The sequence below is a fragment of the Streptomyces malachitofuscus genome (assembly GCF_055571035.1).
The window spans coordinates 191,012-212,238 of sequence record NZ_JBVIGA010000013.1 but is presented as its reverse complement, the minus strand read 5'-3'; the positions used below and the strand labels follow the sequence as shown (position 1 = coordinate 212,238).

Here is a 21,227-nt window from a genome sequence, read left to right as displayed (position 1 = left end):
TGGAGGGCCACAGAGGGGAAACGTTCCTCTGTGGCCCCTCACACGCGCCGGCCGCCCGGTGTGAGTGGCCCGGCTCACATGGCGTACCGGACCTGCCACCGACACGATGGTCTTCGTCAACGGCAGGCTGAAGGGATCGAGAATGTTCCGCAAGGTGCTGGTCGCCAATCGCGGTGAGATCGCGATTCGGGCGTTCCGCGCGGGCTACGAACTGGGCGCCCGAACCGTCGCCGTCTTCCCCCACGAGGACCGCAACTCGCTGCACCGCCTGAAGGCGGACGAGGCGTACGAGATCGGCGAACCGGGGCACCCGGTGCGGGCCTACCTCTCCGTGCAGGAGATTGTGCGCGCCGCGCGACGGGCGGGCGCCGACGCCGTCTACCCGGGCTACGGTTTCCTGTCCGAGAACCCGGAGCTGGCCAAGGCCTGCGAAGAGGCGGGCATCACCTTCGTCGGACCGAGCGCCCGGATCCTGGAACTGACCGGGAACAAGGCGCGCGCCGTGGCCGCGGCCCGTGAGGCCGGTGTGCCGGTCCTGGGCTCCTCGAAGCCCTCGACCGACGTCGACGAACTGGTCCGCGCCGCCGACGGGATCGGATTCCCGGTGTTCGTCAAGGCGGTCGCGGGCGGCGGTGGACGCGGCATGCGCCGCGTCGAGGACCCCGCCCAGCTGCGGGAGGCCATCGAGGCGGCGTCCAGGGAGGCGGCGTCCGCGTTCGGCGACCCCACGGTCTTCCTGGAGAAGGCGGTTGTCGAACCCCGTCACATCGAGGTGCAGATCCTCGCCGACGGCCAGGGCGACGTCATGCACCTGTTCGAGCGGGACTGCTCGGTGCAGCGCCGCCACCAGAAGGTGATCGAACTCGCGCCCGCTCCCAACCTCGACCCGGCGCTGCGCGACCGCATCTGCGCCGACGCCGTGCGCTTCGCCCGGCAGATCGGCTACCGCAACGCCGGCACCGTGGAGTTCCTCCTCGACCGGGACGGCAACCATGTCTTCATCGAGATGAACCCGCGTATCCAGGTGGAGCACACGGTGACCGAGGAGGTCACCGACGTCGATCTGGTCCAGGCGCAGTTGCGCATCGCCGCCGGCGAAACACTCGCCGACCTCGGTCTCTCCCAGGAGACCGTCACCCTGCGGGGCGCCGCGCTGCAGTGCCGCATCACCACCGAGGACCCGGCGAACGGCTTCCGTCCCGACACCGGGCGGATCAGCGCGTACCGCTCGCCCGGCGGCTCGGGCATCCGCCTGGACGGCGGCACCACCCACGCCGGTACGGAGATCAGCGCCCACTTCGACTCCATGCTGGTGAAACTGACCTGCCGGGGCCGGGACTTCGCCACCGCGGTGGGCCGGGCGCGGCGTGCCGTGGCCGAATTCCGCATCCGCGGGGTCGCCACCAACATCCCCTTCCTGCAGGCGGTGCTCGACGATCCGGACTTCCAGGCCGGACAGATCACCACGTCGTTCATCGAGCAGCGTCCGGAACTGCTGACCGCGCGCCACTCCGCCGACCGGGGCACGAAGCTGCTCACCTACCTCGCCGACGTCACGGTGAACAAGCCGCACGGCGAGCGGCCCGAGCTCGTCGACCCGCTCACCAAGCTGCCGTCGCCGCCCGCGGGCGATCCGCCGGCCGGCTCCCGGCAGCGGCTCGCCGAGCTCGGCCCCGACGGCTTCGCCCGCGGGCTGCGCGCCTCGCCGACCCTCGGCGTCACCGACACCACGTTCCGCGACGCCCACCAGTCGCTGCTCGCCACCCGGGTCCGCACCAAGGACCTGCTCGCCGTCGCCCCGGTGGTGGCCCACACCCTGCCCCAGTTGCTGTCGCTGGAGTGCTGGGGCGGCGCCACCTACGACGTCGCCCTGCGCTTCCTCGCGGAGGACCCGTGGGAGCGCCTGGCCGCCTTGCGCGAGGCCGTACCGAACATCTGCCTGCAGATGCTGCTGCGCGGCCGCAACACCGTGGGCTACACGCCGTACCCCACCGAGGTGACCGACGCCTTCGTCCAGGAGGCCGCGGCGACCGGTATCGACATCTTCCGCATCTTCGACGCGCTGAACGACGTCTCCCAGATGCGGCCGGCCATCGACGCCGTACGCCAGACCGGCACGGCCGTCGCCGAGGTGGCCCTGTGCTACACCGCCGACCTCTCCGACCCGTCCGAGCGGCTCTACACCCTGGACTACTACCTGCGTCTGGCCGAGCAGATCGTCGACGCGGGCGCCCACGTGCTGGCCGTCAAGGACATGGCCGGCCTGCTGCGGGCCCCGGCGGCCGCGACCCTCGTGTCGGCCCTGCGCCGTGAGTTCGACCTGCCGGTGCATCTGCACACGCACGACACCGCCGGCGGCCAGCTGGCCACCTACCTCGCCGCGGTCCAGGCGGGAGCGGACGCGGTGGACGGCGCCGTGGCCTCCATGGCGGGCACCACCTCGCAGCCGTCCCTCTCGGCACTCGTCGCGGCGACCGACCACTCGGAGCGGCCCACCGGCCTGGACCTCCAGGCCGTCGGCGACCTGGAGCCCTACTGGGAGAGCGTCCGCAAGGTCTACGCCCCCTTCGAGGCCGGCCTCGCCTCGCCGACCGGCCGCGTCTACCACCACGAGATCCCCGGCGGCCAGCTCTCCAACCTGCGCACCCAGGCCGTCGCGCTCGGCCTCGGCGACCGCTTCGAGGACATCGAGGCGATGTACGCCGCCGCCGACCGGATGCTGGGCCGTCTGGTGAAGGTCACCCCCTCGTCGAAGGTGGTGGGCGACCTCGCCCTGCACCTGGTCGGCGCGGGCGTCTCCCCGGAGGACTTCGAGGAGGAGCCGGACCGCTTCGACATCCCCGACTCGGTCATCGGCTTCCTGCGCGGAGAGCTGGGCACCCCGCCCGGCGGCTGGCCGGAACCCTTCCGCAGCAAGGCCCTGCGGGGCCGCGCCGAGCCCAAGCCCGTCCAGGAACTCACCGCCGACGACCGGGCCGGCCTGGCGAAGGACCCCCGGCCGACCCTCAACCGCCTGCTCTTTCCCGGCCCCACGAGGGAGTTCGAGACGCATCGTCAGTCCTTCGGCGACACCAGCGTCCTGGACAGCAAGGACTTCTTCTACGGACTGCGCCCCGGCCAGGAGTACAGCGTCGACCTCGAGCCCGGGGTGCGGCTGCTCATCGCACTGCAGGCGGTGGGCGAAGCGGACGAGCGAGGCATGCGCACCGTGATGTCCACGCTGAACGGCCAGCTGCGGCCGATCCAGGTCCGGGACCGGGCGGCGGCCTCCGACGTCCCGGTCACCGAGAAGGCCGACCGCGCCAACCCCGGCCACGTCGCGGCACCCTTCGCCGGCGTGGTGACCCTCGCCGTCGCCGAGGGCGACGAGGTGGCCGCCGGCGCCACGGTGGCGACCATCGAGGCGATGAAGATGGAAGCCGCGATCACGGCCCCGAAGTCGGGCACCGTCACCCGGCTCGCGATCAACCGGATCCAGCAGGTGGAGGGCGGCGACCTCCTGGTCGAACTCAGCTGACCCCGAGCAGCAAGCACCCCCGCGCCCGAAGGGGACGCGGGGGTGCTCCGCGAGCAACGCCCACCCACCCGCACGTCCGGGGTCCAAGGGGCAGCGCCCCTTGAGGACGGGACGGGAAGGGGCGGCGGGGGCGAGGAAAACCCCTCGGCCCCAGCATCCCTCACCGAAGAAGCCTGCGCACCCAACCTGTGGGACCGTAGATTATGCGTTGGCCAAAACAGCCCTCGAATGACTACGGACGGTACTCATGACCGACCCTGCCGCGGCGCCCGGATCAGCGCAAGAGAAGATCGACACCTCGGTCCCGCACTCGGCCCGCATATGGAACTACTGGCTGGGAGGGAAGGACAACTACCCCGTCGACGAAGAGGCTGGCGACGCCTATACGGCCGTCTTCCCCGGCATCGTCACCATCGCCCGCAGCAGCCGGGCCTTCCTCAAGCGCAACATCACCTATCTCGCCGGCGAGCAGGGCATCCGCCAGTTCCTGGACATCGGCACCGGGCTGCCCACCGCCGACAACACCCACCAGGTCGCGCAGCGGATCGCCCCCGACTCACGGATCGTCTACGTCGACAACGACCCCATGGTGCTGGCCCACGCCCGGGCGCTGCTCTACTCCACTCCGGAGGGTGCCACGTCGTACGTCGACGCCGATGTCCTGGACCCGGACCGCATCCTGGCGGCCGCGGGCGAGACGCTGGACTTCAAGCGGCCCACCGCTCTGATTCTGAGCAACATCCTGGGCCACATCGCGGACTACGACCAGGCCCGCTCCATCGTCACCCGGCTGATGGCCGCACTTCCCTCCGGCAGCTACCTCTCCATCAACGACGGCTCGCGCGGCATCGACCCCGTTTTCGAGCAGGCGCAGGACGCCTACAACGAGAGCGGTGCCGTCCCTTACAACCTGCGGACCGTGGACCAGATCACGGCCTACTTCGACGGTCTGGAGCTGGTGGAGCCGGGTGTCGTGTCGGTGCCGCTCTGGCGTCCCGACCCGGCCTCGCCCGCGCCGGAACCCATCGGCGAGCACGGCGGCCTCGCCCGTAAGCCCTGAGGTAATTCGCTGGACAACGCCGGGGCCGGCGACGAGCGTTGGCGTGATGAAGCAGGAGGACATCTGGAACGCGGACGCCGCCCGACGTTATGACACGCCCGGAACCGGCATGTTCGCGCCCGAAGTTCTGGGGCCGGCCGTCGACCGGCTGGCCGGGCTCGCGGAAGAGGGAGCGGCACTCGAGTTCGCCATCGGCACGGGCCGGGTGGCCGTTCCCCTCGCCGCCCGCGGTGTACCCGTGACCGGCATCGAGCTGTCCCGGCCCATGGTGGAGCAACTGCGCACCAAGGCCGACGGGTCGACGATCCCCGTGGTCATCGGCGACATGGCGGACACGGTCGTCCCCGGCGAGTTCACCCTCGTCTACCTCGTGTACAACACGATCTCCAATCTGCTCACCCAGGCCGAGCAGGTCGAGTGCTTCCGCAACGCCGCCCGCCATCTGCGCCCGGGCGGGCGGTTCGTGGTGGAGCTCTGGGTGCCCGAACTGCGCAAACTCCCACCGGGTCAGACCGCCATGGTCTGGGAGTCCGGCCCCGGGTACATCGGTCTCGACACCTACGACGTCCTGCGCCAGCACGTCGTCTCCCACCACTTCCGGTTCGACGGGAGCGAGCAGGCCCGGCTGCTTCGCAGCCCGCACCGCTACATCTGGCCGGCGGAACTCGATCTCATGGCCCGACTGGCCGGGTTCGAGCTGGAGTCCAGGCATGCCGACTGGGACGGCACCGAGTTCACCGCCGAGTCGCGTTCGCATGTGTCCGTCTATCGCATCCCGCCCTCCCCGTAACCGCACACCGGTCCCGCAGTCCACCCATTACATCGATGAAAGCTGCCCACCGGAAGGACTTTGAACTCATCGATGACAAAGTATGGACGAGTTGAGCAGAAGTCTCCTAGCGTGTCGGCCGCAACCGGTTGACAGTTCGCCCATTCGGCACCGGAGTTATCCGGCCCTCCGGTCGACCCAGCAGGAGGAAGCATGGACGCACGGCTGTACCGGCGTGCCCGAAGATGCCTGTCAGGACTCGTCGTCGGCACGTTCGTCGCAGGTGGGCTGTGGGTGTCTCCCATGGCATCGGCCCAGCCGGGCTCCGCACCGCAGGCCGATGTGCCGCCCCAGGAACCCGGAGTCACCCTGCGCGTCTACGACGTCCAGGTCCCGCTCGAGAAGATCTGCACCCTCAAGCCAGGACAGACCCCGAACGTCGACAAGCTGATGCCGGTCGTCGACTGGGAGACGACCGAGGACTTCGGCGGGTTCAGCGACAACTTCGTCACCCAGGTCACCGGCAACATCCATGTGCCGGCCGACGGTTCGTACACCTTCCGGCTGTCCAGCGACGACGGCTCACGGCTGCTGATCGACGGCCGAACGGTCATCGACCACGACGGACTGCACGGAGCCGAGCCCAAGGACGGCACCGTCCAGCTCACCGAGGGCATGCACGCGCTGCGCATCGACCACTTCGAGCGCGGCGGTGGCCAGGTGCTCAACCTCGCCTGGCAGCCGCCGGGCGCCGCGGGCTTCGAGACCGTCCCGAACGCGGCACTGAGCACCGACGCCGGAGTGGTCCGGGTGACCGCTCCGGGCCGCAAGGAGTGCGAGGGGATCACCGACTCGCCCGGCGACGGCCTCCCGCTCAACTCGGTGCGCCCCGACCACACTCTCACCGACCTGCGCCCCGAGGGCTTCGAACCGCAGGTCACCGGGATGGACTGGCTGCCCGACGGCCGTCTGGTGGTGAGCACCTGGGGCGGCACCGACAACACCGCCGGCGAGGTCTACGTCATGGACGAGGTCACCGGCACCACCGGCCCGGACAAGGTGAAGGCCACGAAGATCGCCGAAGGCCTCAAGGAGCCGATGGGCCTCAAGGTCGTCGACGGCACCATCTTCGTCTCCCAGAAGCACGAACTGACGGAGCTGGGCGACAGCGACGGCGACGGCGTCATGGACAAGTTCAAGACGATCGCCACCTGGCCGTACGGCGGCAACTTCCACGAGTTCGCCTTCGGGCTGCTGTACCGCAAGGGCTACTTCTATCTGAACCTGTCGGTCGCCATCAACTACGGCGGCGCCACCACGGATCCGCAGCCCGCGCCGGGCCGCGGAGCGACCATCAAGGTCAACAGGAAGACCGGCAAGGTCAGTTACATCTCCGGTGGCCTGCGCACCCCGAACGGCATCGGCTGGGGCCCCGGCGGCGACCTGTTCGCCACCGACAACCAGGGCGGCTGGCTCCCCTCGTCGAAGCTCGTCCACATCAAGCAGGACCGCTTCTTCAACCACTACACCAACCCCGCCGGCCCCTTCGACTCCGAGCCGGTGACCCAACCGGTGCTCTGGCTCCCGCAGAACGAGATCGCCAACTCGCCCAGCACCCCGCTCCAGCTGACCAAGGGCAGGTTCAAGGGCCAGATGCTGTTCGGCGACGTCACCTACGGCGGTCTCCAGCGGGCCTACCTGGAGAAGGTCAAGGGCCAGTACCAGGGCGCGGTGTTCCGCTTCACCCAGGGCCTCGAAGCGGGCGTCAACCGGATCACCATGGGCCCCGACGGAGCGATCTACGCGGGCGGTCTGGGTGCGGACGGCAACTGGGGCCAGGAGGGCAAGCTCAGGTACGGCCTGCAGAAGCTGACGCCGAACGGCGGCAACACCTTCGACATCCAGGCCATGCGGGTGAAGAAGGGCGGCTTCGAGCTGGAGTACACCCAGCCGCTCTCCGAGGAGACCGCTGACAACCTTGTCAGCCACTACGAGGCCGAGCAGTGGCGCTACACCCCGACGCGTGACTACGGCGGCCCGAAGATCGCCGAGGAGACCCTGAAGGTGACCTCGGCCAAGCTGTCGGACGACCGCAGGAAGGTGACCCTCGCCCTCGAGGGACTCGAGCCGGGACGCGTCGTGCACCTCCGCTCCCCGCGCCCGTTCAGCTCGGCGTCGGGGGAGACCCTCTGGAGCACCGAGGCCTGGTACACGCTCAACGTGATGCCGGGCAAGCAGCCCGTTCAGGGCCCGCTGTACGAGGCCGAGGAGGCGTCCCTCACCGGGGCCGCCGGGATCAACACCGACCACAGGGGCTACTCCGGCAGCGGTTTCGTCGACCGCTACGGCACGCAGGGCGCCACCACGACCTTCGACGTCCAGGTGGACCGGAGCGGAACGTACGACCTGGGGCTGCGCTACTCCAACGGCCCCAACCCGTTCCAGGGCACCAAGTCCCTCTCCCTGTACGTCAACGGCCGGAAGGTGAAGCAGACCGAGTTCCGCAGCACCGGTGACTGGGACACCTGGTCGACGCAGACCGAGTCCCTGCGCCTGCGGGCCGGGCACAACACCGTCGCCTACCGGTACGACGAGGGCGACACCGGGCATGTCAACCTCGACCTGCTCACCGTCGACCGGCACGGCGCGGCGATCAGGCTCTTCGACGGCGACGGGCTCGACCGGTGGCAGCACACCGACGGACGCCCGGTCGAATGGCCCGTCGACGGCGGGGCGATGGAGGTCTGCTGCGGCGACATTCGCACCAAGAACAGCTTCGACGACTTCAAACTGCACGTGGAGTACTGGCTGCCGAAGCTGCCCCCGGACGTGACCGGCCAGGACCGCGCGAACAGCGGCGTCTACCTCCAGGACCGCTACGAGCTGCAGATCCTGGACTCCTACGGTGACACCACGCTCGACACCAACGAGGCGGGAGCGATCTACCTGAAGAAGGCCCCCGACGTGAACGCCGCCAAGGCGCCGGAGACCTGGCAGTCGTACGACATCGTCTTCCGCGCGGCACGCTACGACGCCGACGGCAACAAGACGGCCGACGCGCGGGTCACCGTGGTGTGGAACGGCAAGAAGATCCACGACGACGTCGCGATCGACACCCCGACGGGCGGCGGAGCGCCCGAAGGCCCCGCAGCCGGGGCGATCCGGCTGCAGTACCACGGGAACGCGGTGCGCTACCGCAACATCCGTATTGAACCGCTGAGTTAGCGAGCGGTGACCGGATCCGGCGCCCTTCCGTCCGATGGGTACGGGGGGCGCCGGACTCCTCGTCCGCGGCCGTGTGCGCGCCACGGAGGCCGGTCATGCCGAACCGAGGGTGGAGCCGAGGTCGTGCGACATGCTGGTGGTGGCACCGGCCATACCGGCCCGATGCCGCGGCGCTCCTCCTGCCGCGGAGGGGCCCCCGGCCGGCACACACGGGCCGTGCCGGTCGAGCCGGGCACGATCGAGGAGTACGTGCGGCGCGTCCACGCCGGTGGGCCGCCCTTCACTCACACGATCTACCGCGACGCCGCCGACCCGTCCCGGCTCGTGCCGGCCTTCACCGTACGCACGGCGGCGGACACGCGGTAGCCCGCACCGGTCGACCCGGACGGCCAAGCCGGAGGGCGGGTGTCAGTGCCCGGTGGCACGCTGAGGCCAAAGGGAAACCTGCGAAAGGACATCGCGGTGATCACCACTGACTTCGCCCCCGGCTCCCCCTGCATGCTCGACCTCGGATCTCCCGACGTACCGGCCGCGGCGGCCTTCTACGGCGCGGTCCTCGGCTGGGACTACGAGCCCATGGGGGACGGGGAGGACATGGAAGGCGGGATGTTCCGCAAGGACGGCAAGATGGTCGCCGGGCTCGGCAAGCTCACCGAGGAGGGCGCCCGCCCCGCCTGGATGATCTACTACACCGTCGCCGACGCGGACGCCACCACCCAGGCGGTGGAGCGCGCCGGCGGCACCGTGCGGGTGCCGCCCATGGACCTCGAGAAATGGGGCCGGATGGCCCAGTACAGCGACCCGCTGGGCGGACAGTTCGCCGTCTGGCAGCCGGGGGAGAGCACCGGGGTCGACCTCGTGGACGATCCGGGGTCGCTGTCCTGGACCGAGCTCTACACCAGCGACGCGGCGGCCGCCAAGGAGTTCTACGGCGGGGTCCTCGGCTGGCAGTTCAGCGACATGGAGATGCCGGGCGGGGAGGGCACCTACACCCTGATCACCCCGGCCGGGCTGCCCGAGGAGCGCATGCACGGCGGCCTCATGGAACTCCGCAAGGAGGACCTCGCCCTGGCGGGCGGCCGCCCGTACTGGCACCCGGTCTTCCATGTCACCGACTGCGACGCCGCGGTGGCCAAGGTCACCGAGAACGGCGGAAGCGTGCAGATGGGACCGGCGGACGCGGAAGGCGTCGGCCGCCTGGCCGTGTGCCTCGACCCCTTCAACGCGGACTTCGTGGTGATGACCCCGGCCCAGAACTGAAGGCGCCGGGATGCGAGGCCGGCCGTCACCGGGCCGATCGCTGTGCGTACACCTCGATCTCGATCTTCATACGGGGATCGGCGAGACCGCACACGAGCATGGTGGCGGCCGGCCGGACGTCCCCGAAACAGCGGCGCAGGACCGGCCAGCAGGGCTCGAAGTCGGCCCGGTCGGGCAGCAGATAACGCACCCGCACCACATCGGCGAACGTGCACCCCGCCTCCTTCAGCGCGGCCTCGATGTTCCGCAGGCACTGCTCGGCCTGCTCCACCACGTCCTCTGAGATGGTCATGTCGGTGTAGTCGAACCCGGTCGTGCCGGACACATGGACCGCGTCGCCATGGACCACGGCGCGGGCATAACCGATCTGCTCCTCGAACGTCGAGCCGCTGAGGATTGCACGTCGCTCCGTCATACGCCGCACGCTATGGCGGCCGGCACCGCTGCGTCCAACGGGGTAACGGTGCCGCCCTGGTGTCGGGAGGACGCCTAACCGGCCGGGTGGAGCTCCCGCAGGGCGTTCCTTACCTGCTCGTCGGAGACCGCCGGGAAGTCGGAGTACCACTCACCCACGGAGCGGACCCGTTCGGGCTGGTGCAGGGCGACGACGTCGTCGGCCTCGTCGCGCAGCGCCGCTGCGGTCTCTGAAGAGCACACCGGGACCGCCAGGGTCAGGCGCAGCGGGTCGCCACGCCGCACGAGGCGCAGGGCGGCGCGGGCCGTGATCCCCGTGACCAGTCCGTCGTCCACGACGACCACGCTGTGACCGCGGACGTCCGGCGCGGGGCGTCCTCCGCGGTACACCTGCTCGCGCCGGAGCAGTTCGACGCGTGCGCGGGCCACCTCGGGCCCCAGTTTGTCCACGGACAGGTCCAGGGCACGCAGTCCCGTGCGGTCGAACACCGGCGGGTCGTCGCCGGCGATCGCCCCGATGCCGACCTCGGGGGAACCGGGCACACCGACCCGGGCGACGAGCAGAACGTCCAGCGGGACGGCCATCGCCCGGGCGATCTCCACCCCGACCGGAACACCCCCGCGCGCCAGCGCCAGCACGGTCACGTTCGCGAGATCGCCGCTGCTCGCCCACTCCAGCATCCTCACGGCCAGCTCCTGTCCGGCCTCCTCACGGCTTCGGAATCGCACGGCTCGCTCCCTTCCTCGGCCTCCCGGGACGGGTAACCGCCTGCGTCCCCGCCACTCACGTCGCGCCCGCCTCCGCCGTCGGCGCACAGTGGAGAGATGAGGGCGCGCCGCTTCTACGCCGAGCGGCTCGGCCTGGAGCCCGTCGACGAGCGCCCCGGCGGGCTGCTGTACCGCTGCGCCGGCGCGGAATTCGCCCTCTTCGCGTCGACCGGAGCCTCCCCGGGGACCTTCACCCAGATGGCGTTCGAGGTCGACGATCTCGACGGTGTCGTGGCGGAGCTGAAACGGCGCGGCGTGGTGTTCGAGGAGGTCGACATCCCGGAATTCCGCACCGTCGACGGCATCGCCGAGGTCGACGGCAACTACCCCACCAAGGGTGCCCGCGGCGAACGGGGCGCCTGGTTCCGCGACAGCGAGGGCAACCTGCTGGGCATCGGTGAGCCGGTGACCTGAGAGGGCGGACGACGCACTTCACGCAGCGGTCAGGGGAGAGCAACAAGCGGCACGGGCCGTCGGCGCACTTGCGGACGGAAGGTGACCGCATGCCCTCCTACGGTCGTCCCATGACACAGACAGAGAAGATCCTTGTCACCGGCGCCACCGGAACCGTCGGCCGTCAGGTCGTCGCCGAACTGCTCGCCCGCGGCCATGCGGTCCGCGCCCTCACCCGGGATCCGGCGAGGGCCGGCCTGCCGGCGGAGGTCGACGTGGTGCGGGGCGATCTGACCGAACCCGACAGCCTGGTCCCGGCGCTGGAGGGTGTCACCGGTTTGCACCTGATCACCTTCGGCGGGCCCTACTTCGCCCCGCTGGAGACCGGGCCGCGGATCCTGGAGGCGGCCCGGGCGGCCGGTGTACGGCGGGTCACCGTGCTGCACGGAGGCGGCCCGTCCCTGTTGGAGGACGCCGTGCGGGCCGACGACGGCGTGGACTGGACGGTGGTCATGCCGGTGGAGTTCATGGCCAACGCGCTCGAGTGGGCCGAGGGCATCGTCGCCTCGGACGAGGTCCGCGAGCCGTTCGTGTCCCGGCTCAGTGCCATGGTCCACGAGGGCGACATCGGCGCCGTCGCCGCGGTGGCCCTCACCGAGGAGGGCCACGGCGGTCAGGAGTACGTGATCACGGGTCCCGAGGTGCTGACCGTCGGCGACAAGGTGGCGGCGATCGCCGCCGCCCGGGGGCGGGCCGTCTCCCTGGTCGAGCTGACCGAGGAGGAGGCCGTGGCGCAGTGGCGGGCGGCGGGGCACCCGGAGGACGTGATCGGCTTCCTGCTCGAGGCGTACGGCAACACGCCGGAGGTCGGGCGCACGGTCGTCGACACCGTGGAGAAGGTCACCGGCCGCCCGGCCCGTACCTTCGCCCAGTGGGCCGAGGAGCACGCGAGCGCGTTCACGGCAGGGGGAGCCGCGGGCACGGCATGACGTTCCGCACGGTGCCCGGGCCGGGCACCGACGGGGCCGCCCCAGCGGCGGATACCGTCCGGCCCGGTCCGGGCCCGGGCATGACCCTCGAGGTAATCGCCCCGTTCCTTCCTCGTCCGGCAGGATCGGGTCCATCCACGGGGACCCCGCAGACGGGGACCCGGCCGCAGCCGTGAGGAGAGCGACATGCCCGTCCGTTCCGCCGCCACCGTGCAGTCCGACGCCGAGGCCACCCGGGCCGTCGTGCGGGAGTTCCTCGCCGCCCGGTCGGCCGGGGACACCGCACGGCTGGTCGCGCTCTTCGCCGACGAGGTCGACTGGCTGCTCGCCGACAACCCGGCCGTTCCGTGGATCCGCCCGCGCTCGACCGCTGTCGAATGCGCCGCCCAGTTCACGGAGTTGATGGAGCACACCGTGCCCGAGGACGCACATGCCGAAGTGGACGCCTTCCTCGTCGACGGAAAGGACGCGGTCCTGACGGGTCATCTGTCCGGGACGGTACGGGCGACGGGACGGTCCTTCCAGGGGCCGTTCGCCCTGCGCCTGACCGTCGAGGACGGCCGGATCACCCGCCATCACCTCTACGAGAACAGCCTGTCCATCGCCGAGGCCTGCGCCGCGCCCTGACGGCCGGGTGCGGGCCCGCGCCCGCTCAGCCGAGGAGCCCGGCGACCATGGCGGCGAACTCGTCCGGGGTGGCGAGGCGGACGCCGAGCTGCTCGGCCTTGGCGCGCTTGGAACCGGCGCCCTCGCCCGCGACCACGAGCGTGGTCTTCTTGGACACGCTGGAGGACGAGCGTCCGCCGGCCCGCTCGATGAGTTCGTTCATCTCGTTGCGGGAGAGCTTCTCCAGGTTCCCGGTCATCGCGCCGGTGACCACGACGGTCATCCCGTCCAGCGGCCCGCCGGGCGCCTGTGCGGCGGCCTCGCCGTCGCCGTCCGCGGCGGCATCGGCGGCGGCCGGCGGAGTGGCGCCGGGCTCGGTCATGGTGACGCCGGCTGCCGCGAGCCTGTCGATGAGCGGACCCAGCTCCGCCAGCTCCGCCACGATCGACGGGGCCTTCTCCGCCCCGATGCCGTCGACCTGCTGCATGGCGTCGGCGTCGGCCGCGCGGATGTGGTCCATGGTGGCGAAGTGCCGGGCGATACGCCGTGACATGGACCGTCCGGTGCCCCGGACGCCCAGCGCGCACAGCACCCGTGACAGCGGCTGCCCCTTGGCCTTGGCGAGCGCGGCCAGCAGGTTGTCTGTGCTGGTCTCCCCCATGCGCTCCAGGGCGAGCAGCTGCTCGCGCCGGAGCGTGAACAGGTCGGCGAGGTCGGTGACCAGGCCCGCGTCGACGAGCTGGACGACACGGGTCGCGCCCAGCCCCTCGATGTCGAGCTGGTCGCGGCCCGCGGCGTAGGCGAGGGAGGCGACCAGGTGGCAGTTGCGGCCCTGGGCGCACCGCCAGCGCTCCTCACGGGTGTCGATGTCCGAACCGCACCGCGGACACTGAGCCGGGAACGCGATCGGCTGCTCCTCGCCCGTGCGCAGATGGGCGACCGGGGCCTCGATCCGGGGGATGACGTCGCCCGCCCGGTGCACCATGACGTGGTCGCCCAGGCGCAGGTCGCGGCGGGTGATGTCGGCCGGGTTGTGCAGGGTGGCGTAGGTGATGGTGGAGCCGTCGATGACGACCGGTTCGAGGACGGCGCGCGGGGCGATGATGCCGGTGCGGCCGACGTTCCACTCCACCTCCAGCAGCCGGGTGATCTTCTCCACAGCGGGCAGCTTGTAGGCGATCGCCCAGCGCGGGGCGCGGGAGCCCGACCCGGCGGCCTCACGGTCGGCGGCGAGGTCGGCCTTGACGACGATCCCGTCGATGCCGAAGGGCAGCTCGGCGCGCAGCGCGGCGATCTCCTTCACCCTGGTCAGGACCTCGTCGGGGGTCTCGGCGACGAGGTCGGGGACCGGGGTACGCGCGCTGGTGTGCACGCCGAGGTCCGCGGCCAGTGCCATCAGGTCGCTGTGCGCCATCCCGTTCATCCGCCGGGCCAGTCCGGAGTCGGTCCCGGGCAGCGGCAGCAGGCCGTAGCCGAAGAACGTCATCGGCACCGTGTAGACGCGCTCCTTCGCCCGCAGGGTACCCGCTGCCGCGTTGCGCGGGTTGGCGAACGGCTGCCCGCCGTGACCGGTGCGCACCTCGTTGGCGTGCTCGAACTGGGCCGTCGTCATGAGGACTTCCCCGCGCACCTCCACGGTGACCGGCTCGGCCAGCTGCTCCGGCAGCCCCTCGATGGTGCCGATGGCGTGCGAGACGTCCTCCCCGGCCGTCCCGTCCCCGCGGGTGATCAGCCGACACAGCCGGCCGCTGCTGTAGCGGGCGGCGATCGCCAGCCCGTCCAGCTTCGGGCCCACGCTGAAGCGCGCCGCGTCACGGCCGATCCTGCGGGCCAGCGAGGCGGTCCAGGCGGTGAACTCCTCCGCGGAGAACACGTTGTCCAGACTGAGCATCGGCACCGTGTGCGGCACGTCGCCCACCACCGAGCCACCGGCGACCTTCCCGGTGGGGGAGTCGGGGAGTATCCCGTCGGGATGGTCCGCCTCCCAGTCGGCGATCCCCCGGACCAGCCGGTCGTACGCGTCGTCGTCCAGCGGCGAGGTGCCTCCCGCGTAGTAGGCGGCCGCCGCACGCACGGCGTCCTCGACCGCCTGCGCGTAGGCAGCGGCGTCGACGATCACTGCTGCAGGTGTTGTCATGGCTCACATAGTGCCGCCCGCCACTGACAATCGATCAAGAGCAGTCGGCATTTGCCTAAAGGTTATAGGTAAATGCATACTCCTATCAGGTGGCCGCGCGCATCACCGCGGCACGCCCACGGCCGGCCGCGAAACGCCTGGACGGCGCACGTGACACCCGGGCCACGCCATTCACCCACCCGCCCCCACGCACACGGACCGAAACCATGCCCTCCACCTCGCACACCCCGATCATCACGCCCATAACCGCCGACCTCGTGCGCGGTGCGCTCGATCTGGAGCCAACCCCTCAGGGGGTCCTGCCGCACCGCCTGCCCGCCTGGGCCCGGGCGCGGAACACCGACGCGCAGCTCGCCATGGCCGAGTCCCAGCCCTCCGGCGTACGCCTGGTCTTCCGCACCCGCGCGAGAGCCGTCGAACTGGACACGGTGCCCACGAAGCGGATCTACGTCGGCGCCCCGCCCCGCCCGGACGGCCAGTACGACCTGCTCGTCGACGGACGCCCGGCCGGCCGGGCCACCGCGGCCGCCGGCAACACCCTGACCGTCGACATGAGCACCGGGACGGTCGAACACGCCACCGGCCCCGCCGCCACCCTCCGCTTCACCGGCCTGTCCGGGGACGACAAGACCGTCGAGATCTGGCTGCCGCACAACGAGACGACCGAACTGATCGCCCTGCGCACCGACGCACCCGTGGAGGCGGCCACGGCCTCGGGCCGCAGGACCTGGCTGCACCACGGCAGCTCCATCAGCCACGGCTCCGACGCCGCGAGCCCCACGACCACCTGGCCGGCGCTCGCCGCGGCACGCGGCGGCGTGGAACTGGTGAACCTGGGACTGAGCGGCAGCGCGCTGCTCGACCCCTTCGTCGCGCGCGCCATGAGCGACACGCCCGCCGACCTGATCAGCGTCAAGGTCGGCATCAACCTCGTCAATGCCGACCTGATGCGGATGCGTGCCTTCACTCCCGCCGTCCACGGCTTCCTCGACACCCTCCGCGAGGGGCACCCCACCGCACCGCTGCTGGTTGTCTCGCCCATCCTGTGCCCCATCCACGAGGACACGCCCGGCCCCACCGCCTTCGACTTCAGCCGGCTCGGCGAGGGGCAGCTCCTGTTCACCGCGGCGGGCGACCCCGCGGAACGTGCCGAGGGCAAGCTGACGCTGTCTGTCATCCGCGACGAGCTGGAGCGCATCGTGACGCAACGCTCGGCGGACGACCCGAACCTGTACCACCTCGACGGGCGGGAGCTCTACGGCGAGGCGGACCACGCCGAACTGCCGCTGCCCGACCGGCTCCACCCCGACGCCGCCGCCCACCGCCGCATGGGCGAACGTTTCGCCGCCCACGCCTTCGCGGCCGGACGCGGCCCGTTCGCCGAGAGCGGGAGCAGGGGCTGAGCTATTCGAAGAACTTCAGGCTCCAGCCGGTGTCCGTGTTCGGGCCGGGCACGTTGGCGCGGCCGTAGGTGGTGCCGCCCCACCAGCAGAAGGTGCCCGTGTACCAGTAACGGTTCTCCCACGAGTACGGCGTGCCCTTCGGCACGGCGTGGAACATCAGCGGAAACCGCGGCCCCGCGGGCGGACTGGTGGCGATGTCGCCGTTCAGCAGGACGAAGCTGTGGTGCCCGGGGCCGTTGACGTGGAGCGTCGGGTCCCAGCCGGCCATCATGGTCGCCCGGTTCGAACCGAACAGACACCCGTTGGACTTGTACCAGTCCCACACGTACGTCGGGTCACCGCCGGCCCGCAGCCGCAGGTCGGCCAGGCAGTACTGGTCGCTCCAACTGCCGTTGGCGGAGTAGACGATGTGCAGCTGCCCGGACGGATCCCTGATCGGTTCCGGGGCCTCGTTGATGAACGGGTTGCCGACCACCCGCTCCCAGCTCTCCCGGGGCTGCGAGATGATGTACCGCGCACCGGTCGGCGTGGTCGGGCTGCTCATCCGCGCGATGTAGATGTTCTGCTCGACGTTGGTGTCGCCGGCCCAGCCGGACCAGACGAACCAGCGCTGTCCGCCGAAGGTGAACAGGGTCCCGTCGATGGCCCACTTGTCGTCCGGCAGGGCGAGTTCCGTCTCCTGGGAGTACCCGCTGTCGGGGCGGTCCGAGCTGATCACGTACATGCGGTGCGCGGCTCCGCGGCCGGCCGTGAAGTAGATGTAGTACCGGCCCTCGTCCCTCACGAGCTCCGGAGCCCACACCTCACCGCGGTCACGGGTGTCGGACCAGACCCGCCGAGGCGTGGCCGAGGCCAGTGCGGACGTCGACGGTGCCTGCCGTACGACGATGCCGCCCCCGGCCGACTGCACCGAGATGTAGGTGCCGCCCACCCGGATCACGCTCGGGTCGGCGGCGCGCAGGCCGGTCCGGTCCGCCCGGGCGGGTTCCGCGGACGTCATCGTCATCGCGGCGGCGAGGATGCCGGCCAGCACAAAGGCGACGAGGCCGGCCGGGCGGCGAGCGGGTCCCGCCGTCCCCTTCGGGAGCCTGGTCATCGGATCCGTCACCTCCACGCCGGCATTTACATCGATGAAGACGTCTTGGCAGGATCGCGACTGGAGCGGGACATGTCAATACAGTCGCAACTGTCCGGCCGTTCACCAGCGAGGACTCATTCCCGCCCGCCGATGCGCATTCTGACGGTGCGTCAGCTGTGCGCGAAGCCTGGACAGGCGCCGGGAGGCGTGTTGTCATTCCGCTGCACACCGAATTTCCAACGTTGGAATACTTTCTGGACGAGCCGATGGCCGCGCCTGCTCCGTCCAGGCCCCATGCCCTCTGCGCGAGGAAAGGTTCGATGACAAGACAACACCCCCGCCCCAGATCGAAATGGTGGGCCGTGCTGACCGTGACGGCCCTGGCCCTGTCCACGGGCGCCCTGGCGCCCGCCGCGACGGCCGCGGTGCCGACGGCCGGGGCGTCCGCCCTCGCCGCCGCCGAAGCCGACGTCCAGGTGAACGGCCTGAAGGGCGAGTACTTCAGCATGTCGGCACCGGGTGCCCGGGACTTCGCCGAACTCGGCGGCACCCTGCTGGAGCCGCAGATCAACTTCTCCGGACTGACCAGCACCTTCCAGGAGCTGACCGGACGCACCGAGCACACGACCGCCCGCTGGACCGGGCAGATCGAAGCCCCCGAGGACGGTGACTACACCTTCCACGCCATCGGCGACAACGGCTTCCGGCTGTTCATCGACGGCGAACCGGTCATCGACCACTGGGAGCCGGACTGGGACCGGGAGCAGACCAGCGCACCGGTCACGCTGAAGGCCGGGGAGAAGCACGACTTCCGCCTGGAGATGTTCCAGGACTTCGGCGGAGCGAACATGTTCCTGCGCTGGTCGACCCCGACGATGCCCAAGCAGCTCGTCCCGACCTCCGCGTTCACCCCGCCCGCCGGCTTCGAGGTCTTCCCGGTGGAGCTGACCGTCGGGGAGGACGGACGGAAGCTGCTCGCCCGGTTCGAGGGCCGGGTGAGCGACGTCGCCCAGGTGGCGGACCACCTCAAGATCGAGGCCGACACGACCGCCATGCCGCTCAAGTCGGTGGCGCCCGCCCCCGGTGACCCCAACTCCCTCCTCGTCACACTCGCGGAGCCGATCCAGAAGAACCAGCAGGTCCGGGTCACCTACGACGGTGAGGGCGGCCTCAAGACCGGCGACGAGACCGTTCCCCGGATCGTCCGCTACGCCGCGAACAGCTCCACCCACCGGATCACCACGCCGTGGGGTGACAAGCTCGACAGGAACAACCCGCTGCCGGAGTACCCCCGCCCGCAGCAGGTGCGCGACAAGTGGAAGAACCTCAACGGACCCTGGCAGTTCAGCGGAGCCGAGGCCGGCGAACAGCCGGTGTTCGGCAAGGACCTCAAAGAAAAGATCACCGTGCCCTTCCCGGTGGAGTCGCAGCTCTCCGGGCTCGAACGGCACGAGGACCACATGTTCTACCGCAAGCTCGTCGACGTCCCGCGGAGCTGGAAGGTCGGCAAGAGCGGTAAGAGCAACCGGCTGAAGCTCCACTTCGGCGCCGTGGACTACCAGGCCACCGTCTGGGTCAACGGCAGGAAGGTCGCCGAACACACCGGCGGATACAACGCCTTCAGTGCCGACATCACCGACGCGCTCAAGCACCGGGGACAGCAGGAGATCGTGGTCGCGGTCACCGACACCGGCGGCGCCAACCAGCCGATGGGCAAGCAGTCCACCAACCCCGGCGGCATCTTCTACACCCAGACGTCCGGCATCTGGCAGACCGTCTGGATGGAACCCGTCGCCGAAGCGGCCGTTGACAACGTAGTCACCACGCCCGACATCGACAGCAGCACCCTTGCGGTCACCGTCGAGTCCGAGAACGCTTCGAAGTGGGCCCGCGTCGAGGCCGTCGCCCGTGACACCCGCGGACGGGTCGTGGGCAGGGTCAGCGGACCGGCCAACAGCGAGCTCGACCTGCGCGTGGCCAGGCAGCACCTGTGGACCCCGGACGACCCCTACCTGTACGACCTCGAGATCAAGCTGAGGGACGGCCGTTCCACCGACGAGGTCGACAGCTACTTCGGCATGCGCGAGGTCGGCATCAAGGAGGTCGGCGGGTATCCGAAGCTGGTGCTCAACGGCAAGCCGGTCTTCTCCCTCGCCACCCTCGACCAGGGCTTCTGGCCCGACGGCCTCTACACCGCGCCCAGCGACAAGGCGCTGGCGTTCGACCTCGAAGCCCACAAGAAGCTCGGCTTCAACGCCGTCCGCAAGCACATCAAGGTGGAGTCGCCGCGCTGGTTCTACCACGCGGACCGGCTCGGCCTGCTCGTCTGGCAGGACTTCGTCTCCGGCAACCTCACCGACGAGACCGGACAGAAGGCCTTCGTCGACCAGGGCCGGGAAATGATGCGCCAGCACCACAACTCGCCATCCGTCATCGGCTGGATCGTCTTCAACGAGGGCTGGGGCGAGTGGAACCGCGAGGAGAGCGGCCGTATCGCCGAGGCGGTCAAGGAAGCCGACCCCTCCCGCGTCGTCAACGCCCACAGCGGTGTCAACTGCTGCAACTCCAAGGGTGACTCCGGCAAGGGCGACATCATCGACCACCACGACTACAACAACGAGGACCCGCCCTTCCCCGATCACCGCGCGGCCATGGACGGCGAGCACGGCGGCTTCACCCTGCGCACCCCGGGCCACATGTGGCCGGGCGCCCCGACCGTCATCTACAGCGGCGTCGACAGCAAGGAAGCCCTGACCCGCAAGTACGTCGAGAACACCGAGAAGTTCTACCTCGACCAGGCCGGCGCCGAGCTCTCCGGATCGGTGTACACCCAGATCACCGACCTGGAGAACGAACTCAACGGCCTCTACACCTACGACCGCCGGGAGATCAAGGTCGATCCGGCCCCGGTGCGCGAGATCAACCGCAAGGTCATCGCGGCCGGAGCCGCCGCGGGCGAGGACCGGGAGCAGCTGAAGGGCGGCGGCTCCTGGACCCTCGACGAGGGCACCGGCGCCACCGCGAAGGACGACGGTCCCCAGCACAAGCCGCTGAAGCTGAGCGAGGGGACGACCTGGACCGACGGAGTCCGCGGCAGCGCCCTGCGGTTCGACGGTCAGGGCCGGCACGCCCAGACCGACGGCCCGGTGCTCGACACCACCGGCAGCTACACGGTGTCCGCGTGGGTGTCCCTGGACTCGCTGCCGGGCAACTACGCCACCGCCGTCAGCCAGGACGCGAAGCGGCAGACCAGCCCCTTCTACCTGCAGTACGGGCATGGCGCGTTCGCCTTCAGCACACCGGACGGTCAGCGGGCCCGCATGGAGATGACGCCCGAGACCGGCCGCTGGTACCACCTGGTCGGTGTGCGGGACGACACGACGGGCGACATCACGCTCTACGTCGACGGTGAGCGGGCGGCCACCGTCAAGGGCGGGCCGAACTACGTCGCCTCCGGCCCCTTCACGGTGGGCCGCGCCCAGTGGAACGGCCAGAACGTCGACTTCTGGAACGGGGCGGTGGACGAGGTCAACGCCTACGACCGGGCGCTGAGCGCGCAGGAGGTGAGCGCGCTGTACACGGCGGAGAAGCCGTAACCGCCAGGACAG

15 protein-coding genes are annotated in these 21,227 nt (G+C 70.4%); 11 read left to right on the top strand and 4 right to left on the bottom strand.

Annotated elements, in window-relative coordinates; all coding sequences use genetic code 11:
• Nucleotides 1-142 precede the first annotated feature (142 nt).
• From ACZ44S_RS20625 to ACZ44S_RS20600, 6 genes are all read left to right on the top strand, one after another.
• Nucleotides 143-3,517 carry a pyruvate carboxylase gene (locus tag ACZ44S_RS20625; RefSeq protein WP_466931084.1) on the top strand — a complete coding sequence of 1,125 codons (3,375 nt, stop codon included), beginning with the start codon at nt 143-145 and terminating at the stop codon, nt 3,515-3,517.
• 247 nt (nt 3,518-3,764) lie between these two features.
• On the top strand, nt 3,765-4,577 hold the full coding sequence (locus tag ACZ44S_RS20620) for an SAM-dependent methyltransferase (RefSeq protein ID WP_466931082.1): 813 nt from the start codon (nt 3,765-3,767) through the stop codon (nt 4,575-4,577).
• Nucleotides 4,578-4,623: 46 nt separating this feature from the next.
• Entirely contained in the window at nt 4,624-5,367 is a 744-nt protein-coding gene (locus ACZ44S_RS20615; RefSeq protein ID WP_466931079.1) for a class I SAM-dependent DNA methyltransferase, read from the top strand.
• Nucleotides 5,368-5,559: 192 nt separating this feature from the next.
• Entirely contained in the window at nt 5,560-8,571 is a 3,012-nt protein-coding gene (locus ACZ44S_RS20610; RefSeq protein ID WP_466931078.1) for a 3-keto-alpha-glucoside-1,2-lyase-like domain-containing protein, read from the top strand.
• A 216-nt stretch (nt 8,572-8,787) separates the two neighbouring features.
• A complete protein-coding gene (locus ACZ44S_RS20605; RefSeq protein WP_466931075.1) occupies nt 8,788-8,937 on the top strand; it encodes a hypothetical protein in 150 nt (49 codons plus the stop codon).
• Nucleotides 8,938-9,033: 96 nt separating this feature from the next.
• Nucleotides 9,034-9,831: a VOC family protein gene (locus tag ACZ44S_RS20600; RefSeq protein WP_466931074.1), complete on the top strand. Its 798-nt coding sequence runs from the start codon at nt 9,034-9,036 to the stop codon at nt 9,829-9,831.
• A 25-nt stretch (nt 9,832-9,856) separates the two neighbouring features.
• On the opposite strand, the gene ACZ44S_RS20595 is transcribed toward ACZ44S_RS20600, so the two are convergent.
• Together ACZ44S_RS20595 and ACZ44S_RS20590 are read right to left on the bottom strand one after the other, a co-directional pair.
• The gene (locus tag ACZ44S_RS20595) at nt 9,857-10,246 is read right to left on the bottom strand and encodes a RidA family protein (protein WP_466931072.1); all 390 of its coding nucleotides are present in this window, start codon (nt 10,244-10,246) and stop codon (nt 9,857-9,859) included.
• Nucleotides 10,247-10,320: 74 nt separating this feature from the next.
• Nucleotides 10,321-10,974 carry a phosphoribosyltransferase gene (locus tag ACZ44S_RS20590; RefSeq protein ID WP_466931069.1) on the bottom strand — a complete coding sequence of 218 codons (654 nt, stop codon included), beginning with the start codon at nt 10,972-10,974 and terminating at the stop codon, nt 10,321-10,323.
• A 96-nt stretch (nt 10,975-11,070) separates the two neighbouring features.
• On the opposite strand from ACZ44S_RS20590, the gene ACZ44S_RS20585 reads away from it, so the two are divergent.
• From ACZ44S_RS20585 to ACZ44S_RS20575, 3 genes are all read left to right on the top strand, one after another.
• The gene (locus ACZ44S_RS20585) at nt 11,071-11,427 is read left to right on the top strand and encodes a VOC family protein (protein WP_466931067.1); all 357 of its coding nucleotides are present in this window, start codon (nt 11,071-11,073) and stop codon (nt 11,425-11,427) included.
• 110 nt (nt 11,428-11,537) lie between these two features.
• The gene (locus tag ACZ44S_RS20580; RefSeq protein ID WP_466931065.1) at nt 11,538-12,395 is read left to right on the top strand and encodes an SDR family oxidoreductase; all 858 of its coding nucleotides are present in this window, start codon (nt 11,538-11,540) and stop codon (nt 12,393-12,395) included.
• Between the two features lie 186 nt (nt 12,396-12,581).
• The gene (locus tag ACZ44S_RS20575) at nt 12,582-13,022 is read left to right on the top strand and encodes a nuclear transport factor 2 family protein (protein WP_466931062.1); all 441 of its coding nucleotides are present in this window, start codon (nt 12,582-12,584) and stop codon (nt 13,020-13,022) included.
• Nucleotides 13,023-13,047: 25 nt separating this feature from the next.
• On the opposite strand, the gene ligA is transcribed toward ACZ44S_RS20575, so the two are convergent.
• A complete protein-coding gene (ligA, locus tag ACZ44S_RS20570) occupies nt 13,048-15,138 on the bottom strand; it encodes an NAD-dependent DNA ligase LigA (protein ID WP_466931060.1) in 2,091 nt (696 codons plus the stop codon).
• Nucleotides 15,139-15,344: 206 nt separating this feature from the next.
• On the opposite strand from ligA, the gene ACZ44S_RS20565 reads away from it, so the two are divergent.
• The gene (locus ACZ44S_RS20565) at nt 15,345-16,541 is read left to right on the top strand and encodes an SGNH/GDSL hydrolase family protein (protein ID WP_466931058.1); all 1,197 of its coding nucleotides are present in this window, start codon (nt 15,345-15,347) and stop codon (nt 16,539-16,541) included.
• A 1-nt stretch (nt 16,542) separates the two neighbouring features.
• On the opposite strand, the gene ACZ44S_RS20560 is transcribed toward ACZ44S_RS20565, so the two are convergent.
• Nucleotides 16,543-17,637, bottom strand: a complete 1,095-nt coding sequence (locus ACZ44S_RS20560) for a glycoside hydrolase family 43 protein (protein ID WP_466931055.1) — start codon at nt 17,635-17,637, stop codon at nt 16,543-16,545.
• Nucleotides 17,638-17,939: 302 nt separating this feature from the next.
• Between ACZ44S_RS20560 and ACZ44S_RS20555 the strand changes: the two genes are divergently transcribed.
• Nucleotides 17,940-21,215 (top strand): LamG-like jellyroll fold domain-containing protein, encoded by a 3,276-nt coding sequence (locus ACZ44S_RS20555; protein WP_466931052.1) that lies wholly within the window; start codon nt 17,940-17,942, stop codon nt 21,213-21,215.
• Nucleotides 21,216-21,227: the final 12 nt, after the last annotated feature.